Below are 19763 nucleotides of genomic sequence, written 5' to 3'. Positions count from 1 at the left end.
GTCGCGGCGCGGCGCGCGGTCCGCGGCCGACGCGGCGGCGTCGCGCTCGGCGCGCGCCTTCAGGCCGCCGACCAGCTCGCCCTTGTAGATCCACACCTTCACGCCGATGCGGCCGAACGTCGTCTTGGCCTCGAAGAAGCCGTAGTCGATGTCAGCGCGCAGCGTGTGCAGCGGGACCCGGCCGTCGCGGTAGTGCTCGGAACGGGACATCTCGGCGCCGCCGAGACGACCGCCGCACTGCACGCGGATGCCCTTGACCTGCGGCGAGCGCATGGAGGTCTGGATCGCCTTGCGCATCGCGCGGCGGAACGCCACGCGGTTGCTCAGCTGCTCCGCGACACCCTGCGCGACCAGCTGCGCGTCGGCCTCGGGGTTCTTCACCTCGAGGATGTTCAGCTGGACCTGCTTCTTGGTCAGCTTCTCCAGCGCGCCGCGGATCCGGTCGGCCTCCGCGCCGCGGCGGCCGATGACGATGCCCGGCCGGGCGGTGTGGATGTCGACGCGGACGCGGTCACGGGTGCGCTCGATCTCGACCTTGGAGATGCCGGCGCGCTCCATGCCGGTGGAGAGCAGCTTGCGGATCTTGACGTCCTCGGCCACGTACTCCGCGTACTGCTTGTCGGCGTACCAGCGCGACTTCCAGTCAGTGGTGATACCCAGGCGGAAGCCGTGCGGGTTGATCTTCTGGCCCACTACCGGCCACCTGCCTTCTTGTTGCTCTTCTTCTCCGCAGGCCGCGACTCGACCACCACGGTGATGTGGCTGGTGCGCTTGCGGATCCGGTACGCACGGCCCTGGGCACGCGGACGGATGCGCTTGAGGGTCGGGCCCTCGTCGGCGGTCGCGGACTTGATCCAGAGCGTCTCCGGGTCCAGCTGGAGGTTGTTCTCGGCGTTGGCCGCCGCGCTGGCGATGACCTTCGCGAGCGGCGTGCTGGCCGCCTGCGGCGCGAACCGGAGCACGGCCAAGGCCTCGCTGACGCTACGACCCTTGACGAGCTCGATCACCCGGCGCACCTTCATCGGGGCGTCCCGGACGAAACGAGCCCGCGCGACGGCCGTAGGCAGCTCTTCGGCTGCGGCCGTGGCGTTTGACTGGGCGTTCATCTGCTTCCCTTAACTTTCTCTGGCCCGCTCAGCGGCGGCGCGACTTGCGGTCGTCCTTGATGTGGCCCTTGAAGGTCCGCGTCGGGGCGAACTCGCCCAGCTTGTGACCCACCATCGCCTCGGTGACGAACACCGGGACGTGCTTGCGGCCGTCGTGCACCGCGATCGTGTGACCCAGGAAGTCCGGGATGATCGTGGAGCGCCGCGACCAAGTCTTGATCACGGTCTTCTTGCCCGATTCGTTGAGAGCGTCCACCTTCTTGAGCAGGTGGTCGTCCACGAACGGGCCCTTCTTAAGGCTGCGTGGCATGTGCTTCTACCTCCCTGCTCAGCGCTTCTTGCCGGTGCGCCGGCGGCGGACGATCAATTTGTCGGACGGCTTGCTCTTGCGCGTGCGGCCTTCGGGCTTGCCGTTCGGGTTCACCGGGTGGCGACCACCGGACGTCTTGCCCTCACCACCGCCGTGCGGGTGGTCGACCGGGTTCATCACGACACCGCGGACAGTCGGGCGCTTGCCGCGCCAGCGGTTGCGGCCCGCCTTGCCCCAGTTGATGTTCGAGTGCTCCGAGTTGCCGACCTCGCCGACGGTCGCGCGGTTGCGCACGTCCACGTTGCGGATCTCGCCCGAGGGGAGACGCAGCTGGGCGTAGGGACCGTCCTTGGCGACGAGCTGCACGCGGGCGCCGGCGGACCGGGCCATCTTCGCGCCGCCGCCGGGGCGGAGCTCGATCGCGTGGATCACGGTGCCGACCGGGATGTTGCGCAGCGGCAGGTTGTTGCCCGGCTTGATGTCGGCGCGGGGGCCGTTCTCGACCGTGTCGCCCTGCTTCAGCTTCTCCGGCGCGATGATGTAGCGCTTCTCGCCGTCGGCGTAGTGCAGCAGCGCGATGCGCGCGGTGCGGTTGGGGTCGTACTCGATGTGCGCGACCTTGGCCGGCACGCCGTCCTTGTCGTGACGACGGAAGTCGATCACGCGGTAGGCGCGCTTGTGGCCACCGCCCTTGTGCCGGGTGGTGATCTTGCCCGAAGCGTTCCGGCCGCCGGTCTTGCTCAGCGGACGCAGCAGCGACTTCTCCGGCGTGGACCGGGTGATCTCGGCGAAGTCCGAGACGCTCGAACCGCGACGACCCGGGGTCGTCGGCTTGTACTTGCGGATGCCCATTGTCAGCTCAGTCCTTTACGCGGTGGGTCCGCCGAAGATCTCGATCGCCTTGCTCTCAGGCGAAAGAGTCACGATGGCGCGCTTGGTGTCCTTGCGCTTGCCGAAGCCGGTACGAGTCCGCTTCCGCTTGCCCTGGCGGTTGGCCGTGTTGACACTGACGACCTTCACGCCGAACACCTTCTCGACCGCGATCTTGATCTGGGTCTTGTTGGCGTCCGGACGGACGATGAACGTGTACTTGTGGTCCTCGAGCAGTCCATAGGACTTCTCGGAGATCACCGGCGCGAGCAGGATGTCGCGGGGGTCCGGGATGGCGACCGAGCTCACTTCTCGTCACTCCCTTCCGAAACCTCGCTCGAACGCGCGAGGGCCTTGACGACCTTCCCGCGGACGGGACCTGCCACGAACGCGTCGTAGGCGGCCTTGGTGAACACGACGTCGTCGTTGACCAGGACGTCGTAGGTGTTGAGCTGGTCAGCCCAGATCAGGTGCACGTACGGCAGGTTCCGCGCGGACACCCAGGCGAGCTCCTCGTCGCGGTGCAGGACCACGAGAACGCGCTTGGCCTGGGTCGCGGCGGCGATCGCCGACTTCGCGGTCTTGGTCGACGGCTTCTCGCCGGTGACCAGTTCCGTCACGACGTGCAGCTGGCCGGCGCGGGCCCGGTCGGAGAGGGCGCCACGCAGAGCGGCGGCCTTCATCTTCTTCGGGGTGCGCTGGGTGTAGTCGCGCGGCGTGGGGCCGTGCACGACGCCACCGCCGGCGAACTGCGGCGCACGGGTCGAACCCTGGCGGGCGCGCCCGGTGCCCTTCTGCCGGTACGGCTTCTTGCCGCCACCGGAGACCTCACCGCGGGTCTTCGTGTCGTGCGTGCCCTGGCGCGCGGCGGCCAGCTGGCCCACCACGACCTGGTGCATCAGCGCGACGTTGGCCTGCACGTCGAAGATCTCCCCGGGGAGCTCGACGGTGCCGTCGGCTTTACCGGCCGGAGTCTTCAGCTCGACGCTCGTCATCGTCAGTTTCCACCCTTCGCGGCGCTGCGCACGAACAGCAGGCCGCCCTTGGGACCGGGCACCGCGCCCTTGATCAGCAGCAGGCCGTCCTCGGCGCGCACGGCGTGCACGGTCAGGCCCTGCGTGGTGACCCGGTCGCTACCCATCCGGCCCGCCATGCGCAGGCCCTTGAACACGCGGCCCGGCGTGGCGCAGCCGCCGATCGAACCCGGCTTGCGGTGCACGGCCTGCGCACCGTGGCTCGCGCCCTGGCCCTTGAAGCCGTGGCGCTTCATGACACCGGCGTAGCCCTTGCCCTTGCTGGTACCGGTCACGTCGACCGAAGTGCCTGCCTCGAACACCTCAGCGGTGATCTCCTGGCCGACCTCGTAGGTCTCGGCGTCGGTGGTGCGCAGCTCGGCGAGGTGCCGGCGCGGCGTCACGCCAGCCTTGTCGAAGTGGCCGGTGCGCGGCTTGTTCACCTTGCGCGGGTCGACCGCGCCGAACGCCAGCTGCACGGCCGCGTAGCCGTCTTTGTCGGTGGTCCGGACCTGGGTCACCACGTTCGGACCGGCCTTGACGACAGTGACCGGGACGACCCGGTTCTGCTCGTCGAAGACCTGGGTCATGCCGAGCTTGGTGCCCAGGATGCCCTTCATTTGCCTGTCAGACATGAGTTCTTATCTCCGCCGCTCGCCCAACGCTTACTGGATGTTGACGTCGACGCTCGCCGGGAGGTCGATGCGCATGAGCGCGTCGACCGTCTTCGGCGTCGGGTCGAGGATGTCGATCAGACGCTTGTGCGTGCGCATCTCGAAGTGCTCGCGCGAGTCCTTGTACTTGTGCGGCGAGCGGATGACGCAGTAAACGTTCTTCTCGGTAGGCAGCGGCACCGGCCCGACAACACGGGCGCCGGTGCGCGTGACCGTTTCCACGATCTTGCGCGCCGAGGTGTCGATCGCCTCGTGGTCGTAGGCCTTGAGCCGGATGCGGATCTTCTGTCCCGCCATGGTGGCTGCGTTCCTTGTCGTCTCGTGCCGCTTTGTCTCGTCAACCTGGGCCGGAGCCCGGGTTTCAGCAGTTCAACGGCCCTGTCCCCGGTCCACGCGGTCGGGCGTGTCGCGCCCGCCGCACAGACGGATCCCTAAGGATCGTCGTCTTGCCTGGTCTTCCTCTACGTGAGGAGGCCGCGGGCCGACACGGGGTCGTCCCTACTGGCCTTGCCCGCTAGCCTCACCCGAAGGACGAGCTCCACGGACCGTGGCCGCTCATACCAGGGCGGCCGGAACCCAGTCGATTGAAAACCGATCAGGATTCGGCCGCCCCAGGACGAGCAACCTGAATAGTGTCGCACACGTGAGTTGACGCCCTGAACTCGGGGGTGTATTGACCCGAATTCAGGGCGCCGACGTCACTTGTTGATCTTGGTAACCTGGCCCGCGCCGACGGTCCGGCCACCCTCGCGGATGGCGAAGCGCAGACCCTCGTCCATGGCGACCGGCTGGATCAGCACGACGCTGATGTCCGTGTTGTCGCCCGGCATGACCATCTCGGTGCCCTCGGGGAGGGTCACGACGCCGGTCACGTCCGTGGTGCGGAAGTAGAACTGCGGGCGGTAGTTGTTGAAGAACGGGGTGTGCCGTCCGCCCTCGTCCTTGGACAGGATGTAGACCCGGCCCTCGAACTCGGTGTGCGGGGTGGTGGTGCCCGGCTTCACGACGACCTGGCCGCGCTCGACGTCCTCGCGCTTGATGCCGCGCAGCAGGAGGCCGACGTTGTCGCCCGCCTGGCCCGAGTCGAGCAGCTTGCGGAACATCTCGACACCGGTGACGGTGGTCTTGGTCGACTTCTCGCGGATACCCACGATCTCGACCTCTTCGTTGACGTTGACCTGGCCGCGCTCCACGCGACCGGTCACGACGGTGCCGCGGCCGGTGATCGTGAAGACGTCCTCGATCGGCATCAGGAAGGGCTTCTCGAGCTCGCGCACCGGGTCCGGCACGTTGTCGTCGACGGCGTGCATCAGCTCGAGCACGGCGTCGGCCCACTTCTGGTCGCCCTCGAGGGCCTTGAGGCCGGAGACGCGCACGACCGGCGCGTCGTCGCCCGGGAACTCCTGCGAGGACAGCAGCTCGCGGACCTCCAGCTCGACGAGCTCGAGGATCTCCTCGTCGTCGACCATGTCGGCCTTGTTCAGCGCCACGACGATGTAGGGCACGCCGACCTGGCGGGCCAGCAGCACGTGCTCGCGGGTCTGCGGCATCGGGCCGTCGGTGGCCGCGACCACCAGGATCGCGCCGTCCATCTGCGCGGCACCGGTGATCATGTTCTTGATGTAGTCAGCGTGACCGGGGGCGTCCACGTGCGCGTAGTGACGCTTCTCGGTCTGGTACTCGACGTGCGAGATGTTGATCGTGATACCGCGCTGCTTCTCTTCCGGCGCGTTGTCGATCTGGTCGAACGCACGGGCTTCGTTCAGCTCCGGGTACGCGTCGTGCAGAACCTTGGTGATCGCCGCGGTCAGCGTGGTCTTGCCGTGGTCGACGTGACCGATGGTGCCGATGTTGACGTGCGGCTTGCTCCGCTCGAACTTCGCCTTCGCCACTGGAATGTCCTCCTGGACTGGATTTGCTTTGTGCTCGCGGGGCAGCGTGGCTGCCGCCCCGCGAATGTTCCTTCGTCGTTGCTGCGGACGTTCAGGAGAGTCCCTTAATGCCCGCGAGCGGAGGGGATTACTCCCCCGTCGCCTTCGCGATGATTTCCTTCGCGACGTTCGCGGGAACCTCGGCGTAGGAGTCGAACACCATGGAGTAGTTCGCCCGGCCCTGGGTACGGGACCGCAGGTCGCCGACGTAGCCGAACATCTCCGACAGCGGGACCAGTGCCTTCACGACACGGGTACCGGCGCGCTCCTCCATGGCCTGGATCTGGCCACGGCGGGAGTTGAGGTCGCCGATCACGTCACCCATGTAGTCCTCGGGAGTCGTGACCTCGACGGCCATCATCGGCTCGAGGATGACCGGGCCTGCCTTCTTCGCGGCTTCCTTCATCGCCATGGAACCGGCGATCTTGAACGCCATTTCGGAAGAGTCGACCTCGTGGTACGCGCCATCCAACAAGGTGAACTTCAACCCGACGAGCGGGTAGCCGGCCAGCACGCCGTACTGCATCGCGTCCTGGGCGCCCGCGTCGACCGACGGGATGTACTCCCGCGGCACGCGGCCACCGGTCACCTTGTTGTCGAACTCGTAGAGAGCACCGTCGGTGCGCTCGAGCGGCTCCAGCTTCACGATGACCTTCGCGAACTGGCCGGAACCACCGGTCTGCTTCTTGTGGACGTAGTCGAGCTTGTCCACGGTCTTCTTGATGGTCTCGCGGTAGGCGACCTGCGGCTTGCCGATGTTCGCCTCGACCTTGTAGTCGGACTTCATGCGGTTGACCAGCACCTCGAGGTGCAGCTCGCCCATGCCCGCGATGATCGTCTGACCGGTGTCCTCGTCCAGGTTGACCTGGAACGTGGGGTCTTCCTCGGCGAGCTTCTGGATCGCCAGGGAGAGCTTCTCCTGGTCGGCCTTGGTCTTCGGCTCGATGGCCACCTTGATGACCGGGTCCGGGAAGGTCATGGACTCGAGCACGACCGGGTTCTGCGCGTCGGCAAGGGTGTCACCGGTGGTGGTGTCCTTCAGGCCGATGACCGCGTAGATGTGGCCGGCCAGAGCCTCGTCGACCGGGTTCTCCTTGTTGGAGTGCATCTGGAAGATCTTCCCGATGCGCTCCTTGCGCTCCTTGGTCGCGTTGACGACCTGGGCGCCGGAGGCGACCTTGCCCGAGTAGACCCGGATGTAGGTCAGCTTGCCGAAGAACGGGTGCGCGGCGATCTTGAACGCGAGCGCGGAGAACGGCTCCTCGGTCGTCGCGTGCCGGGTGACCGGGGTCTCGCCGTCGGGCAGCAGACCCTCGACCGGCGGCACGTCCAGCGGCGACGGCAGGTAGTCGATGACCGCGTCCAGCATCGGCTGCACGCCCTTGTTCTTGAACGCGGAGCCGGCGAGCACCGGGAACGCCTCGCGGGTGACGACCAGCTTGCGGATGCCGCCCTTGATCTCGTCCTGGGTCAGCTCTTCGCCCTCGAGGAACTTCTCCATCAGCGCGTCGTCGGTCTCGGCGACGGCCTCGATCAGCTTCTCGCGGTACTCGGCCGCGCGGTCGGCCAGCTCGGCCGGGATGTCCTCGACGGAGTAGTCGTCGCCCTTCTGCACCTCGCCGCGCCAGACCAGGGCCTTCATCCGGACCAGGTCGATGACGCCCTCGAACTCGTTCTCCGCGCCGATCGGCAGCTGGATGGCCAGCGGCCGGACGCCGAGACGGTCCGAGATGGTCTGCAGGGTGTAGTAGTAGTCCGCACCCAGCTTGTCCATCTTGTTGACGAAGCAGATGCGCGGGACGTCGTACTTGTCCGCCTGCCGCCAGACCTGCTCGGACTGCGGCTCGACGCCTTCCTTGCCGTCGAAGACGGCGACCGCGCCGTCGAGCACCCGCAGGTTGCGCTCCACCTCGACGGTGAAGTCGACGTGCCCGGGGGTGTCGATCAGGTTGATCTGGTAGTCGTTCCAGAAGGTGGTGGTGGCAGCCGAGGTGATGGTGATGCCTCGCTTCTGCTCCTCCTCCATCCAGTCCATCGTGGCGGCGCCGTCGTGGACTTCGCCGAGCTTGTAGTTGATCCCGGTGTAGAACAGGATCCGCTCGGTGGTGGTGGTCTTACCGGCGTCGATGTGCGCCATGATGCCGATGTTGCGGACCTTGTTGAGGTCGGTCAGCACTTCACGTGCCACGAGAATGTTCCCCTGTCTCGAACGTGGGGCCCGGCATGGCTTCTATCGGCAGCCGGGCGGTCATCACCAGCGGTAGTGCGCGAAGGCCTTGTTGGACTCGGCCATCTTGTGCGTGTCTTCGCGACGCTTGACGCTGGCGCCAAGGCCGTTGCTCGCGTCCAGCAGCTCGTTCTGCAGCCGCTCGATCATCGTCTTCTCGCGGCGGGCCTGCGAGAAGGAGACCAGCCAGCGCAGCGCCAGCGTGGTGGAGCGGCCGGGCTTGACCTCGATCGGCACCTGGTAGGTGGCGCCACCGACGCGGCGGCTCTTCACCTCGATGGTGGGCTTCACGTTGTCGAGCGCGCGCTTCAGCGTGACGACCGGGTCGGTGCCGGTCTTCTCGCGAGCGCCTTCGAGAGCGCCGTAGACAATGCGCTCGGCCAGGGACCGCTTGCCGTCCTTCAGCACCTTGTTCACCAGCTGGGTGACCAGCGGGGAGGCGTAGACGGGGTCGGAGATCAGCGGCCGCTTCGGCGCCGGACCCTTGCGAGGCATTAGCTCTTCTCCTTCTTCGCGCCGTACCGGCTGCGCGCCTGCTTACGGTTCTTCACACCCTGGGTGTCGAGCGAACCGCGGATGATCTTGTAGCGAACACCCGGCAGGTCCTTGACCCGGCCACCGCGCACGAGCACCATCGAGTGCTCCTGCAGGTTGTGGCCTTCGCCCGGGATGTACGCGGTGACCTCGATACCGCTGGTCAGCTTCACACGAGCAACCTTGCGCAGGGCCGAGTTCGGCTTCTTGGGAGTCGTGGTGTACACGCGGGTGCACACGCCACGACGCTGCGGGCTCCCCTTGAGGGCCGCGGTCTTCTGCTTGGCAGCCTTGTCCTGGCGGCCCTTGCGGACCAGCTGCTGGATCGTGGGCAATGGACCAGCTTCCTGTCGTGATCTTGCTTCTTCGTGTCTTCACCGGTCCCCGCGGTCGGGCGTGTCGGCCCGCGTCACGGTCTCGCGACCGGTAACTTCCCGGAGGGATTTTCCGTCGGAACCCCACGTGGCGAGGCCGGTGAACCGGGTGCAAAAGCACCCCGCTCATGCCCAACGGCACGCGGAGCGGCCCGACGCCTGCCGGGCACGGTCTCCAAAGATACCCGTCCACTCGCGGAGCGGTCCGGGCGGGGGGTCGCTACGGTCGCCGACCGGTCATCGTAACCCCAGATCGGGGCCTTGGGACGGTGCCGCGCGGGACTTCCCGAGATGCAGAACGCGGGGCTCGGCGACGCTATTCCCGGACGGGTTCCCGCGGTCAGAGCGCACTTCGGTTCGCATGCCGGGACGGGGCGGCCAATGAATGGACGCGCGCCGGGCATCGCTCGCCGACCGCCGCGCCGAGAACTCGCGGCGGCGTTAAGAACGCGAGAGAAATTCTTCAGCGGCAACAAGAAGGGCCGCTGGGTGTTCCACAATGGACCTCGCCCGGGGTGACAAGCACCTCACCGGAGGCGGCGCCCGCCTCAGGGCTGGGCGGAGCCGCGAAAACCGGCCCGGCGGTGTGCACCCGCCGGGCCGGGGTCAAACCTCGTCGGACCGGGCCGCGGGTCAGTCCTCGCCTGGACCGAGCCGCGGGTTAGTCCTCGTCCGGGCCGAGCCGAGGGTCCGTCCTCGCCTGGCCGGGTCAATCCTCGTCCAGGCCGAGCCGGAGATCAGTCCCCGTCCGGCCAGCCGCGGGTCAGTCCTCGTCCGGCTTCGCGTGGTCGGGCTTGCCCGGGTTCGGGTCGCGCGACAGATCGATCAGCGGGTGCACTCCAGCCCCCTCCGGCGCGGCATGACTGCCGCCGGTCTTCTTGTCCCCCGGCTGGTCGACGTTCTCGCTGCCGTCCATGTCGCCTCCTCGTTCGGTTCCCCTGCCGGACTGCACGGTACCTGCCGGGGAAATCGGTGGACGGACTCCCCAAGATGAGGGACGTGGACTGGAAGATCAGCGAAATCCTGGCCGAACACCCCGACGCGACGGCGATCCTGCGCGAGTACATGGACGAGGTGGCGTCGCGGTATTACGGCCGTCCGGCCACGCCCGCCGAGGTGGACGAGGCGCTGGCCGACGAGCCCGCCGACGGCCTCGTCGCGCCGACCGGGGCGTTCCTGATGGCCTACCGGGACGGGAAACCGGCCGGCTGCGTCGGGATCCGCGTGGTCGAGCCGGGGCTGAGCGCGTTGACGAAGGTGTACGTGCGCCCGGAGCACCGCGGGCACGGCGGCGGGAAGCTGATCGTCACGGCGGCCGAAGAGGCGGCGAAGCGGCTGGGCTCGGTCCGGATGCGGCTCGACACCCGGGACGATCTGGTCGAAGCACGCGCGCTGTACGCGTCGATGGGCTACGCGGAGGTCGAGGCGTTCAACGACGACAAGTACGCCGAGCACTGGTTCTCGAAAGACCTCAGCTGAGCCGTCCCGCGCAGCTGGCGACCTCGCCGTCGGCGGCTTCCGCGGACCGCGCCAGCACGCCGTTCACCGAGATCCGGCATTCGACCGGGCCGCTCGACTGGCCCATCAGCTGCACGGTCGGCGCGACGGCGGACTTCGGCCAGGTCAGGGTCTTGCGCCAGGGCAGCGGCACGGACAACTCCTGGTGCACCAGGCCGAGGCCGTTGTCGTCGTAAACGACGGTGGCGGTGCCGGAGCCGGTGAGTTCGTAGGTGATCTGCCAGCTGGACGGAGCGGGCGCGGCCGGCGCGGTGGACGTCGCCGGGGCCAGGGTGCGCGTGACGGTGCGGTCCGGGGCGTGCTGCGGCACGGCGGCGGCCGGTGTGGAGACGGCGACTGGGGCGGGCGCGGTGTCGTCGCCGAGGATCACTACCGCCGCGGAGACGGCCGCCACCGCGATCCCGGCGATCGCGAGCCGGCCGATCAGCTGTCTGTCCATGGTCCTTCTTTCCGGGGTCCGCCGGCGGTTCCCGGGGGCGAGGGGAACCACCGGCGGGGTCGGGGTCAGCCGGGCAGGATCCGGCCGGGGACGCCGTTCAGCGACTGGATCAGGCCCAGCACCGGCACGCCGAGCGGCGCGAACGTCCAGATGTTGTTCAGGTTCGACGTGTCCGGCTCGTCGACCACGACGACACCGGGCTGGTCCTGTGTGGCGGCCAGCGCGGGAGCGGCTGCGCCGAGCACCGCGGCTCCGGCGAGCGCGGTGGCTGCCGCGGCGCGGACGACTGTCTTCTTCATGGCTTTCTCCTTCAGTGCTCAGGAAACGGCGGTGACGAGGTTGAACACCGGCGCCAGGAGCTGCGCCGGGGCTTGAGTGGTGGGGCTGAGGAGGCTGCCCGCGTCGAGGCCGGGGACGACCCAGATCGACGGGTTGCCACCGGTCGGGGCGCCCGGGAGGCCGGGGAGGCTCGGGGTGGGCAGACCGCCGGTCGGCAGGGCTGGAAGGCCGCCAGTAGGCAGGGAAGGCAGGCCACCGGGGAGACCGGCGACGGAGGATCCCGGAGCGGCGGCCTGGCCAGCGGCGACCGCGGGCTGGGCGGGAGCGGACGCGTCCGGGGTGGCGGCGCTGGCCGCTCCCCCGCCGAATCCGGCGAACGCCCCGGCCGCGGCGAGCGGCAGCAGGATCCGGGCGGCAGTGCGTTTCATCAGGGGTTTCCTTTCTTCGGGTACTTCGGGGAACTGCGGGTCAGCGGAGCGCGCCGCTGATCGGGACGATGGTTCCGTCGGGGATCCACTGCCCGGCGTAGTCGCGCGCGGCCTGCATGCCGGGCGCGTGCGGTTCGTTCGGGTACATCGGCATCGCGTTGACTTGCGCGGCCGCGAACAGCTGCACCTCGCCGTTCACCGCTGTCCACTGTGGACCGAGCCAGGTCCGGAAACCGCCCAGTGACGGGCTTTCTCCGCCGAAACTGTTGCCGACCGCCACCGCGTAGCTCACCGCGAGCTGGTCTCGCGGGTCGAAGCGCAGCGGCATGGCCGCGCTGGCCACGGTGTTGACGATGGGTCCGTTGAGCAGCCACGGCGCGAGATAGAGGCCGAACTGGTGGGTCGGCTTGAGCCGCTGTGACTCGGCGGCGCGACTCATCGCGAGGTACCCGTCGCTCCAGCCGGAGACGACCACCAGTGCGGTATCCGCCGCCGCGTCCGGGCGTACCGGCAGCCCGACGCGAGCGGCGGTTTCGCGGACGAGCTGGGCGGCTTGCACCCCACGTGGCGACTTGTCCTCGACCAGCGTGATCGCTGACGGTTTCCGCGAGGCGAGGAATTCGACCAGCTTCACCAGCGAACCGCGGTCCTCCGGCGACAACGCGTCCGCCGGGCAGCTGGTGAGCACGTCGCGTTTCTCCGCCACCAGACCGCCGAGTGCGGCTTCAGCGCATTCCGGCGCGTCGGCGTCCGACACCGCCGGGCCCGCCTCCGTGCCCGCGTCGACGTCGACCGTGGTGGTCGCGTCGCCCTTGTGCACGACGAGAGTGCTGCGTCCGGGCGGAAGGTCGACCTCGGCCCAGCTGCCTTCCGCACCGGCGCGCGCCGCCGCGGTGGTCACGGTCCCGCCCTCGACGCCGGCGGACAGGTCCGTGCCCGCGCTCGCCGGGAAGTGCACGAGGTTGCGTCCGGGCCGTTGCGGACTGACCAGCACCGGCACGCTCGCGCCGCCGACGGTCGCGTCCGCCAGCAGCGGTACTCCGGGCACCGGCAACGGCGCTGGCTGCGGCACCGCGGCGAGCGCACTCCACGCGACGAAACCGAGTGCGACCCCGGCGACGCCATAGCGGTAGCCGCGAATGGAAGCGTTGCGGGACAACAAGATTGCCGACACGACGGTGACCGCGGCGGGCAGCAGGACCACCACGATCAGCGAGATGCCGAAGAGCGTTTCGTACAGCCGTCGGTCGAAGGCGACGCCGGAGACGCCGAGCTGCACGACGCCCGCAAGCGTCAACAGTCCGGCGAGGCTGACCGACAGCGGCCCGACGCGCAACGGCGTCGAGCGCCACTCCTCCACCGGCACCCACGCCGACAGCAGCGTCACGCCGAACCACAGTGCAGCCGCAGTGACGTACACAGTGTCGATGGCGAAGGAGATACCCGTGCCGTCGACGGAGGTCTCCAACACCACGAGTACGACCAGCGCGAGCGAAGCCCAACGGCCCGCCGAGGGCCACCGAAGCAGCACCGGCACCGCCAACGCGAGCACGATGTGCACGATCAGCGCGACGAGGTTGACGTCGACCGTCGCCGCCGACACCGCGGCCAGCACCGCCGAGCCGACCCCCAGCGCGCCGGTGGTGAGCCACAGCTTGCGCGGCAGCGGTCCGACGAGCGGACGCAGAATCCCGGTACCGGCGAGGAATGCCGTCGCCAGCAGCAGTATCAGCCGCAGCACCAGCGCGGCACTGTCCACCCCGGACGATCCGGTGGCGGCCGGAGTGACGTGGTGATCCATGGAGACCTTCTTCGGGGAGAGTCCCGGCGCGCGGACGGGCGCCCGCGCGCCGGGAACGAGTTACTTCACGTTCTGGTCGGCGACCACGAACAGCTCGGAGTGCGGCTTGGCGTTGCCGAAGTCCCCGTGCGGCCACGACTTCCGGTTGAAGTTGATGCCGACCTGGCCGGTGAACTCGTCGCGGAAGTTCGCGTCGACCGCGACCTTCCCGTCCGGCGACAGGTTCAGCAGGTTGACCTTGTGGTCACCGTCCAAACCGGACCGGGCGACGAAGTAGTTCGACACCGCGATGTGCTGCGGCTGCTGGGTTTCGTGGTAGAAACCGTCCTGGCCGAGCGCGAAGTTGTCGTACGCGCCCCAGTGCGGGCCTGCCCCGGGCACGCCCGGGTTGATCGGCGCGGAGCCGACGACGGTCGGCAGGTCTCCCCCGCCGCCCTGCTGCGCCTTCTCCACGGTGTCGACGCGGCCCTTGATGTCCTCGACCTTGTCGCCCGCCGCGACCAGCTTCTGGATGTCGAGCACGTACACGCCGCCGGTGGTGCCAGGGTCGTCCGGGCCGAGCGCGCCCTTCTGCCTGCCCTGCACCGCGTGGTACAGGAACCGGTCGTCCGGGCTGGTCTGCAGCCAGCCGCCGTTGGAGCTGGCCCCGTTGGAGTCGTTCTGCGAGTAGATCGGCTTGCCCGCGGTGCCGTCGTCGAACACCTCGATCCAGTGCGGGTCCTTCGCGGTGATGTCCGGCGTGTAGAAGATCGCGCCGCCCTGCATCGTCTCGGCGAACGCACCCTTGTGGCCGGGCAGGTTCGTCACCGTGGTCTCCATGACCGCGCGGCTTTCCGAGTGCAGCGGGTCCGCCGGATTCGCCCGCGGGCCGTCTTGCAGGTAGGACACCGCTTTCAGCTTCGGGTGGTTGCGGTCGGAGATGTCCCAGGTGCGGATCGTCGGACGGCGCAGATACGGCGACGGCTGCTTCACCGGGTCGAGAATGATGTTGCGCGGTTCGGCGTAGTCACTGGTGACGAGGGTGTTGAGGTCCTCGCGCGCCTGCACGCCGTGCGGGTTCGCGCAGGACGGTTTGCCCAGCTGCGGCAGGTTGTCGCACAGCTTCGCGTTGTCGCCCTGCGGGGTCGCCGCCGGATTCTGCGACAGCACCTGCGCGTTCTGGTCGAAGTGCACAACCTCCCCCGGACTGCCGGCGAAACCGTTGCCGATCTGCGTGGAACCGTCCTGGTACGCGTACGGACCGGGCACGACCGGCCCGCCCATGTACGTGCCGTACGCGGTGCCGTCCTTCAACACCCAGTACGCGTCGGGCACGGAACCGCCGAGCGTCTGCGTCGGCAGGCTGATGCCCTTGAGCTTCAGCTGCGGCAACGCACTGACGTCGAACGCGTACGTCGCCGCGGCGAACAACGCACCGGCGTAGATCGTGTCGCCCTTGTGCCACACGTACTGCATGTGGTGCGGCTCGTTCTCGACAAGCGGCCCGACGGTCGCGGTGTTCACCACCTTGCCGTACGTCGGCGAGCCCTGCGTCGCGTCGATCACCGCGAGGAAATCGGGACCGGGCAAGGCATTCTTGACTTTGCCGAGACCGCCGCCGAGCGATCCCGGCAGGTTTTTGACGTCTTTCACCGCGGTATCGGCGATGTTCTCGTCGCCGGCCCAGACCAGCAGCCACTTCTTCGGCGTGCCGTCCGCGGAACGCGCTTGCGCGGCAAGGTCCTTGCTCACCAGGTGGTTCTGCACCCAGTACTGCTTGCCGTCGGACGCGGTTTTGGCGTCGGTGACCACTTGGACGTCGGCGTAGGCGCTGGTGCTGGACCCGGTGTAGGTCACCGCACCGATCGCGAGCGCGACCGCGCCCGCGACGGTCAGCGCTTTCCGCCATCGGGGCGGGGCGCCCGAGGAGGAGCTGAATCGCATTGTGTCTCCCTGTTCGTGTTCCCGTGAAGCGCCCGCGAAGGCACTTCTTTCCCCGTTCTCCGGGCAGCATGAAACCCACCCGGAACGGGAAAAGCGGTTATCCCCTCGGGCCACAGAAACCCGTTGCGGGGCAAGAGAAATCAGCCAGCCGAACGCGGCCGGAAGAAAAGGTCAGGAATTCCTACACAGCGCGCTGGCCTGCTGACGCAGATCAACGTGCAGGCGCCACACGAGGGCAACCGGAATGGACATGCGCGAAATACTCTGGCGAACCGCACGCACTGTCAATGCGGTGATCAATCGTGGGAACGTCGACCGAAGGGGTGAATATCCCACGAACTGGGCCGACTTGCCCGCCCCTCGCCCTGACATCCGGCTGGAGCGGCGGCGCTGACCTGCGATGCTCCGTTCGGCCCAAAGTATGTTCGGCGCTTCGGCGTCCGAGGTGGGGCTGTTCGCCCGATATGTTCGTTACCTTTTCGTGATCGAATCCCGGGAACTCACCCGCTTGCCTGCGGTGAATCACCCACCCTGGATTCCCTGACCCTACGGCGCGAACCTGACAGAAGCGGCATAATCCGCACATCACGTGAGGGATCAGGGGAAAGGGGTGACTGTCGGTGTCGGCAGAGATGGACCGGCTCGTCGCGGAGTTCGACAAGTTCCAGGCCAAGCTCAAGCAAGCCGAAGCGCAGTTCGCGAAAGTCGGCGACATGCAGGAGGAGCTCACCGCACTCGAGGCCGAAGTGACGTCGCCGGACCGGGCGGTCACCGTTGTCGCGGGTCCGAGCGGATCGATCAAAGACCTCCGGCTCACCCCGGACGCGCTCCGGCAGCAACCGGACCAGCTGGCGACCTCGATCCTGGCGACCCTGCACAAGGCGGTCGCCGAATCCGCCCGCAAGCAGGCGGGCATCGTCGACGAGCACGTGGGCACGGCCTTCGGGCTGAACGTCTCCGACCAGGTCCTCGAGGCACAGGCCGCTGGTTTGGGAACCACCGTCGAAGAACTGGAGTCCAACCTGCCGGAGGAGCAGCCGCAGCAGGCCGCACCGGTCAGGGACGACGAGGACTTCGCGAACAACGACCTGCTTCGCGACGACCGCCGGACGCCCCAGGCGCCTCCGCCGGCGCCGCCTTCGGCATCGGCGGGCGACCAGTTCCTCAAGAACTTGTTCAACGACGAGGAGGACCACCGATGAGCCCGACGAACGGCGGTCACAAGGTCGACACCGCGGCCCTGACCAAGTACTCCACGGGGCTCGACCGGTACAAAGGCGAGGCCGGGAAGTTCGGCGACCTCATCAACCACGCCGACGTGACGGACAAGTCCTGGGGACTGATCGGGCTGGCGGTCAAGCAGACCTACACCGGCAAACTCGACGACCTCAAAGAGCTGCTCGAACTTCTCAAGAGCGGCGTCGAATCCTTCCAAGGCAAGGTCAGCAAGGCCGCCGAGATCTACGACGGCCACGAACAAGACACTGTCATGACGTTCGGCAAATTCGAGACGAAGATCGACGGGCCGCGCTGAGCAGGGGGGAAACCATGGGACAGGACAGCATCGCCGACGGGGTGAAGCTCCACGACGACCACCGCGGCGAAAACGGGTTTCAGCACGGCCTGCACGTGGCCAAGGAGGCGACGACGCACACGCCCGTCGTCGGCAAAGGCGTCAGCACCATCTCCAACGCCTACGACAAGTTCTCCAAAGCAGACAGTGTCGGTGACGTCGCCGCTGCGAGTGGCCAGTTGCTGCAGGACGGAGCGGGTTTCGTCGCCGGGGCGACGATGGACATGGCGAGCTTCGCGCTCGACCCGGTGGGCTGGCTGGTCAGCAACGGCCTGAACATGCTGCTGGACCTGATCCAGCCGCTCAACGACGCGCTGCACTTCGTGACCGGCGACGGGCCCGCGCTGGAGAAGGCGGCAGGGGACTTCGTGTCGATCGGCACGGGTTTCGTCAAGCTGGCCGACGATTTCGTCAAGACCGGAGACGAGGCCCTCAAGGACTGGGAAGGCGAAGGCGGCGAGGCAGCCAAGAAGGCTCTGGCCGAGTTCGCCCAGGGCATCAACGGCATCGGCTCGGCCGCGGGGTCGGTGTCCGACACCCTGAAGATGTGGTCGATGGTCATGACCGTCATCGAGGAGGTCGTCAAGGCGATCATCTCGGAACTGGTCAGCTGGCTCATCTACATCTGGCTGCCCGCGCTGGCGGCGTCGATCGTGAGCTTCGGCTCATCGGTCGCGGGTGCGATGGCCGCGTCCGTCGCGAAGGCGGCGAGCGCGCTCGGCAAGATCACCAAACACCTCGGCAAGCTCGGCAAGCTGCTCGACAAATTCATGGGCTTCCTCATGAAGTGGAGCGACGACCTGGTCAAGCAGGGCTCGAAGCTCACCAAGGCGGGCAAGGTCGGCATGACCCCCGGCCAGGAGAAGGCGATCACCGGCGCCTTCGCCAAGGGCCTGAACGCTCAGGGCGCCGCATACAGCCAAGCGGCGAAGGACGTTTTCACCAGCGTTCCGCGCAAGGTTTTCGACGAGACAGTCAAGGCGACCACCGGCATCGCCCCTGGCGACTTGTCGAAGGGCTCGGCCTACACCACCAAGTCCGCGTACAAGGCGACCGACAAGGCGATCACGAACCTGAAGCAAGATCATCCCGGCAACGGCCAGAGCGTCGAAGAAACGAAGGACGACCTCGACATCTGACCGGCGGGGCTGAAATCGCCGACGCTGCCTCGCCCGCGACGGCGATCCGGTTCGACGCGCACTACCCTCGCCCTGCCGGAGCACAAAACCTCTTCACCCGGGTGCCGAAGAGCAGCCCACAGGAGCCGCGAAAATGGCAGCACTGCTCGAACCCTGGTACATCGTCGGCGGCTACGTCCTGACCCTGCTCCTGCTGATGCTCGCCAGCCGGTTCGAGAACCGCAGCGTGGTCAAGACCGCCGTATGCGAAGCGCTCAGCATCGCCGCCCTGTTCGGGACCACGCTGTACTGGCTGACCGCGGGGACCGAGAGCAGCGGTCCCGCCATCGGCTGGGTGTGCATCCCGATCGCGATGGCCGGGTTCGCGGCCTGGAGAGTTCTCCGGCAGCGATTCTGGATCCGGCGGCTGGGTGCGGTCGAGGAACCGACCTTCGGCGTGCTTCCCCGGCGAGGCCGCACGGTCGCAGCCACCGAGCCCGACCGTCCGCGGACCCGGCGCACTGCCGAGTTCGACCACCAGGGGCACCAACTGCTTGGCGTCGAGTACTCGTCCGGCGCACCGGACGGCGTGCTCGATTCGGTCGCCAACCAGGTCGACGGGATCTACACCCTCGTCGAAATGCGGGTCCCCGCCGGGCCGACGCTGGTGATCAGCCCGCGGACCAAGGCCTTCGAGCCGGAACACTTCACCCCGCTCGAAGACGCCAAGATCACCCGCAACCAGGCCGGTTCGCCCAAGCCCGGCGAGGAGCTGGCGGCGTTCGAACTGGATCCGGATTTCGACCGGCGGTTCTCCGTGACCACCAGCGACCCGGAGTTCGCGCGGCAGGTGCTCACCGGCGAGGTCCGCGAGATGATCATGACCGATCTGTGGTTCCGGGTGCACGAGGTCGTGTTCGACCGCGATTCGATGTGGACCGCGGAAGCGGGCGGGCTGACCGAAGAGCGGATGCTCGGCAACGGGCGGCGGCTCGCCATGCTCGCCGCGGTGCTGTCGCCCAGCTTGTGGGCCAGCGCCGAAGCAGCGGAATTTCGCCGGGTGACCGCGCGCGCCGAAACGAGCTACGACGCGTGGTACGGCAAACGGGCCGGGCTCGTCCGGACCAAGCTGAACCGCCGCCGGGAAGCGCTGGACAGGCAGCCGGTCACCTCCACCTCGCTGGCGATGCGCTCGCTGATCGCGGCGGTCATGATCGCCAGCGCCGTCCTCGCGATGAGCAATTCGCTTCTCGTCATGAACGGACAGGGCACCGAGGTGGACTTGAAGGTGACCTGGATCGACCGCGGCGCCGCGCCGGTCTGCCGGGGAAGTTCCGGGAAGTGCACCGGGGGCTCCGCCGCTCGGGTCCGCGGCGCCTACGTGCTCGACGGCTCCACCCATACCTCGACCACGCGCTGGTCCGAAGAAATGCCGGAAGTGGGCGACGTCGTCAAGGTTCAGCTCGGACCGTTGTGGTGGAGCCCGATCTTCGAGAGCGGCAGGGCCGCGCAGGGAGTCATTTTCACCTGCCTGTTCCCGTTGCTGTTCGGTTTGCTGATCGTCAAGGTGACCTACTGGCCGAGGGCGTCGCGCCGGGTCCGGAAGACGCGCGAAGCCCTGGCCACGGCCTGACCTGGCAGCGTG

23 protein-coding genes are annotated in these 19763 nt (G+C 68.0%); 5 read left to right on the top strand and 18 right to left on the bottom strand.

Going from position 1 to position 19763, the window contains the following annotated elements:
* The 13 genes from rpsC to EIZ45_RS18475 form a co-directional block, all read right to left on the bottom strand.
* Positions 1-693 (bottom strand): 30S ribosomal protein S3 (gene rpsC / locus EIZ45_RS18535; RefSeq protein WP_134736059.1); only part of this gene is annotated, 693 nt, incomplete at its 3' end.
* Entirely contained in the window at positions 693-1106 is a 414-nt protein-coding gene (gene rplV / locus EIZ45_RS18530) for a 50S ribosomal protein L22 (protein WP_037816265.1), read from the bottom strand. The genes rpsC and rplV, both read right to left, overlap by 1 nt.
* 28 nt (positions 1107-1134) lie before the next feature.
* A complete protein-coding gene (gene rpsS / locus EIZ45_RS18525) occupies positions 1135-1416 on the bottom strand; it encodes a 30S ribosomal protein S19 (RefSeq protein ID WP_003102083.1) in 282 nt (93 codons plus the stop codon).
* 18 nt (positions 1417-1434) lie between these two features.
* Positions 1435-2268: a 50S ribosomal protein L2 gene (gene rplB / locus EIZ45_RS18520; protein ID WP_037816266.1), complete on the bottom strand. Its 834-nt coding sequence runs from the start codon at positions 2266-2268 to the stop codon at positions 1435-1437.
* A 15-nt stretch (positions 2269-2283) separates the two neighbouring features.
* Positions 2284-2595, bottom strand: a complete 312-nt coding sequence (gene rplW, locus EIZ45_RS18515) for a 50S ribosomal protein L23 (protein ID WP_009072304.1) — start codon at positions 2593-2595, stop codon at positions 2284-2286.
* The gene (gene rplD, locus EIZ45_RS18510) at positions 2592-3281 is read right to left on the bottom strand and encodes a 50S ribosomal protein L4 (RefSeq protein WP_037816268.1); all 690 of its coding nucleotides are present in this window, start codon (positions 3279-3281) and stop codon (positions 2592-2594) included. The genes rplW and rplD overlap by 4 nt, the downstream gene beginning before the upstream one ends.
* A gap of 2 nt (positions 3282-3283) precedes the next feature.
* Complete coding sequence (gene rplC / locus EIZ45_RS18505; protein WP_037816269.1) at positions 3284-3934, bottom strand: 50S ribosomal protein L3; 651 nt, start codon at positions 3932-3934, stop codon at positions 3284-3286.
* 30 nt (positions 3935-3964) lie between these two features.
* A complete protein-coding gene (gene rpsJ / locus EIZ45_RS18500) occupies positions 3965-4270 on the bottom strand; it encodes a 30S ribosomal protein S10 (RefSeq protein WP_003102098.1) in 306 nt (101 codons plus the stop codon).
* Positions 4271-4671: 401 nt separating this feature from the next.
* A complete protein-coding gene (tuf, locus tag EIZ45_RS18495; protein ID WP_037816270.1) occupies positions 4672-5865 on the bottom strand; it encodes an elongation factor Tu in 1194 nt (397 codons plus the stop codon).
* Positions 5866-5992: 127 nt separating this feature from the next.
* A complete protein-coding gene (gene fusA / locus EIZ45_RS18490; RefSeq protein ID WP_037816271.1) occupies positions 5993-8092 on the bottom strand; it encodes an elongation factor G in 2100 nt (699 codons plus the stop codon).
* Between the two features lie 63 nt (positions 8093-8155).
* Positions 8156-8626: a 30S ribosomal protein S7 gene (gene rpsG, locus EIZ45_RS18485; protein ID WP_007031033.1), complete on the bottom strand. Its 471-nt coding sequence runs from the start codon at positions 8624-8626 to the stop codon at positions 8156-8158.
* Positions 8626-9000 (bottom strand): 30S ribosomal protein S12, encoded by a 375-nt coding sequence (rpsL, locus tag EIZ45_RS18480; protein ID WP_003102113.1) that lies wholly within the window; start codon positions 8998-9000, stop codon positions 8626-8628. Before rpsL ends, rpsG begins: the two co-directional genes overlap by 1 nt.
* Before the next feature lie 802 nt (positions 9001-9802).
* The gene (locus EIZ45_RS18475; RefSeq protein ID WP_101436018.1) at positions 9803-9955 is read right to left on the bottom strand and encodes a hypothetical protein; all 153 of its coding nucleotides are present in this window, start codon (positions 9953-9955) and stop codon (positions 9803-9805) included.
* A gap of 74 nt (positions 9956-10029) precedes the next feature.
* On the opposite strand from EIZ45_RS18475, the gene EIZ45_RS18470 reads away from it, so the two are divergent.
* A complete protein-coding gene (locus tag EIZ45_RS18470; RefSeq protein ID WP_134663743.1) occupies positions 10030-10518 on the top strand; it encodes a GNAT family N-acetyltransferase in 489 nt (162 codons plus the stop codon).
* On the opposite strand, the gene EIZ45_RS18465 is transcribed toward EIZ45_RS18470, so the two are convergent.
* From EIZ45_RS18465 to EIZ45_RS18445, 5 genes are all read right to left on the bottom strand, one after another.
* Positions 10511-10996, bottom strand: coding sequence for an MmpS family transport accessory protein (locus EIZ45_RS18465; protein ID WP_134663742.1), 486 nt, complete (start codon positions 10994-10996; stop codon positions 10511-10513). The genes EIZ45_RS18470 and EIZ45_RS18465 overlap by 8 nt on opposite strands.
* A gap of 65 nt (positions 10997-11061) precedes the next feature.
* Positions 11062-11295, bottom strand: coding sequence for a hypothetical protein (locus EIZ45_RS18460; RefSeq protein WP_037816273.1), 234 nt, complete (start codon positions 11293-11295; stop codon positions 11062-11064).
* A gap of 18 nt (positions 11296-11313) precedes the next feature.
* The gene (locus tag EIZ45_RS18455; protein WP_134663741.1) at positions 11314-11703 is read right to left on the bottom strand and encodes a hypothetical protein; all 390 of its coding nucleotides are present in this window, start codon (positions 11701-11703) and stop codon (positions 11314-11316) included.
* 40 nt (positions 11704-11743) lie between these two features.
* Positions 11744-13504: a hypothetical protein gene (locus tag EIZ45_RS18450; RefSeq protein ID WP_134663740.1), complete on the bottom strand. Its 1761-nt coding sequence runs from the start codon at positions 13502-13504 to the stop codon at positions 11744-11746.
* A gap of 60 nt (positions 13505-13564) precedes the next feature.
* Entirely contained in the window at positions 13565-15427 is a 1863-nt protein-coding gene (locus tag EIZ45_RS18445; protein ID WP_238608644.1) for a selenium-binding family protein, read from the bottom strand.
* 620 nt (positions 15428-16047) lie between these two features.
* Here EIZ45_RS18445 and EIZ45_RS18435 point away from each other — a divergent pair.
* From EIZ45_RS18435 to EIZ45_RS18420, 4 genes are all read left to right on the top strand, one after another.
* Complete coding sequence (locus EIZ45_RS18435) at positions 16048-16629, top strand: YbaB/EbfC family nucleoid-associated protein (protein WP_043827664.1); 582 nt, start codon at positions 16048-16050, stop codon at positions 16627-16629.
* Positions 16626-16961, top strand: coding sequence for a hypothetical protein (locus EIZ45_RS18430; protein WP_043827665.1), 336 nt, complete (start codon positions 16626-16628; stop codon positions 16959-16961). Before EIZ45_RS18435 ends, EIZ45_RS18430 begins: the two co-directional genes overlap by 4 nt.
* A gap of 14 nt (positions 16962-16975) precedes the next feature.
* Entirely contained in the window at positions 16976-18139 is a 1164-nt protein-coding gene (locus tag EIZ45_RS18425) for a hypothetical protein (protein WP_037816278.1), read from the top strand.
* 133 nt (positions 18140-18272) lie between these two features.
* Positions 18273-19751, top strand: coding sequence for a hypothetical protein (locus EIZ45_RS18420; protein ID WP_043827666.1), 1479 nt, complete (start codon positions 18273-18275; stop codon positions 19749-19751).
* Positions 19752-19763 lie beyond the last annotated feature (12 nt).

This window comes from Amycolatopsis sp. CFH S0740, assembly GCF_004522315.1.
In the GTDB taxonomy this organism is placed as follows: domain Bacteria; phylum Actinomycetota; class Actinomycetes; order Mycobacteriales; family Pseudonocardiaceae; genus Amycolatopsis; species Amycolatopsis nivea.
The sequence above is the reverse complement of the archived record's forward strand: the minus strand, read 5'-3'. Positions and strand labels throughout refer to the sequence as shown.

Excerpts from the sequence above, each read along its gene's own strand:
- rplV (WP_037816265.1), bottom strand. The coding sequence starts at position 1,106 with ATGAACGCCCAGTCAAACGCCACGGCCGCAGCCGAAGAGCTGCCTACG.
- rpsS (WP_003102083.1), bottom strand. The coding sequence starts at position 1,416 with ATGCCACGCAGCCTTAAGAAGGGCCCGTTCGTGGACGACCACCTGCTC.
- rplB (WP_037816266.1), bottom strand. The coding sequence starts at position 2,268 with ATGGGCATCCGCAAGTACAAGCCGACGACCCCGGGTCGTCGCGGTTCG.
- rplD (WP_037816268.1), bottom strand. The coding sequence starts at position 3,281 with ATGACGAGCGTCGAGCTGAAGACTCCGGCCGGTAAAGCCGACGGCACC.
- rplC (WP_037816269.1), bottom strand. The coding sequence starts at position 3,934 with ATGTCTGACAGGCAAATGAAGGGCATCCTGGGCACCAAGCTCGGCATG.
- rpsJ (WP_003102098.1), bottom strand. The coding sequence starts at position 4,270 with ATGGCGGGACAGAAGATCCGCATCCGGCTCAAGGCCTACGACCACGAG.
- rpsG (WP_007031033.1), bottom strand. The coding sequence starts at position 8,626 with ATGCCTCGCAAGGGTCCGGCGCCGAAGCGGCCGCTGATCTCCGACCCC.
- EIZ45_RS18475 (WP_101436018.1), bottom strand. The coding sequence starts at position 9,955 with ATGGACGGCAGCGAGAACGTCGACCAGCCGGGGGACAAGAAGACCGGC.
- EIZ45_RS18470 (WP_134663743.1), top strand. The coding sequence starts at position 10,030 with ATGAGGGACGTGGACTGGAAGATCAGCGAAATCCTGGCCGAACACCCC.
- EIZ45_RS18465 (WP_134663742.1), bottom strand. The coding sequence starts at position 10,996 with ATGGACAGACAGCTGATCGGCCGGCTCGCGATCGCCGGGATCGCGGTG.
- EIZ45_RS18460 (WP_037816273.1), bottom strand. The coding sequence starts at position 11,295 with ATGAAGAAGACAGTCGTCCGCGCCGCGGCAGCCACCGCGCTCGCCGGA.
- EIZ45_RS18455 (WP_134663741.1), bottom strand. The coding sequence starts at position 11,703 with ATGAAACGCACTGCCGCCCGGATCCTGCTGCCGCTCGCCGCGGCCGGG.
- EIZ45_RS18450 (WP_134663740.1), bottom strand. The coding sequence starts at position 13,504 with ATGGATCACCACGTCACTCCGGCCGCCACCGGATCGTCCGGGGTGGAC.
- EIZ45_RS18445 (WP_238608644.1), bottom strand. The coding sequence starts at position 15,427 with ATGCGATTCAGCTCCTCCTCGGGCGCCCCGCCCCGATGGCGGAAAGCG.
- EIZ45_RS18430 (WP_043827665.1), top strand. The coding sequence starts at position 16,626 with ATGAGCCCGACGAACGGCGGTCACAAGGTCGACACCGCGGCCCTGACC.
- EIZ45_RS18425 (WP_037816278.1), top strand. The coding sequence starts at position 16,976 with ATGGGACAGGACAGCATCGCCGACGGGGTGAAGCTCCACGACGACCAC.
- EIZ45_RS18420 (WP_043827666.1), top strand. The coding sequence starts at position 18,273 with ATGGCAGCACTGCTCGAACCCTGGTACATCGTCGGCGGCTACGTCCTG.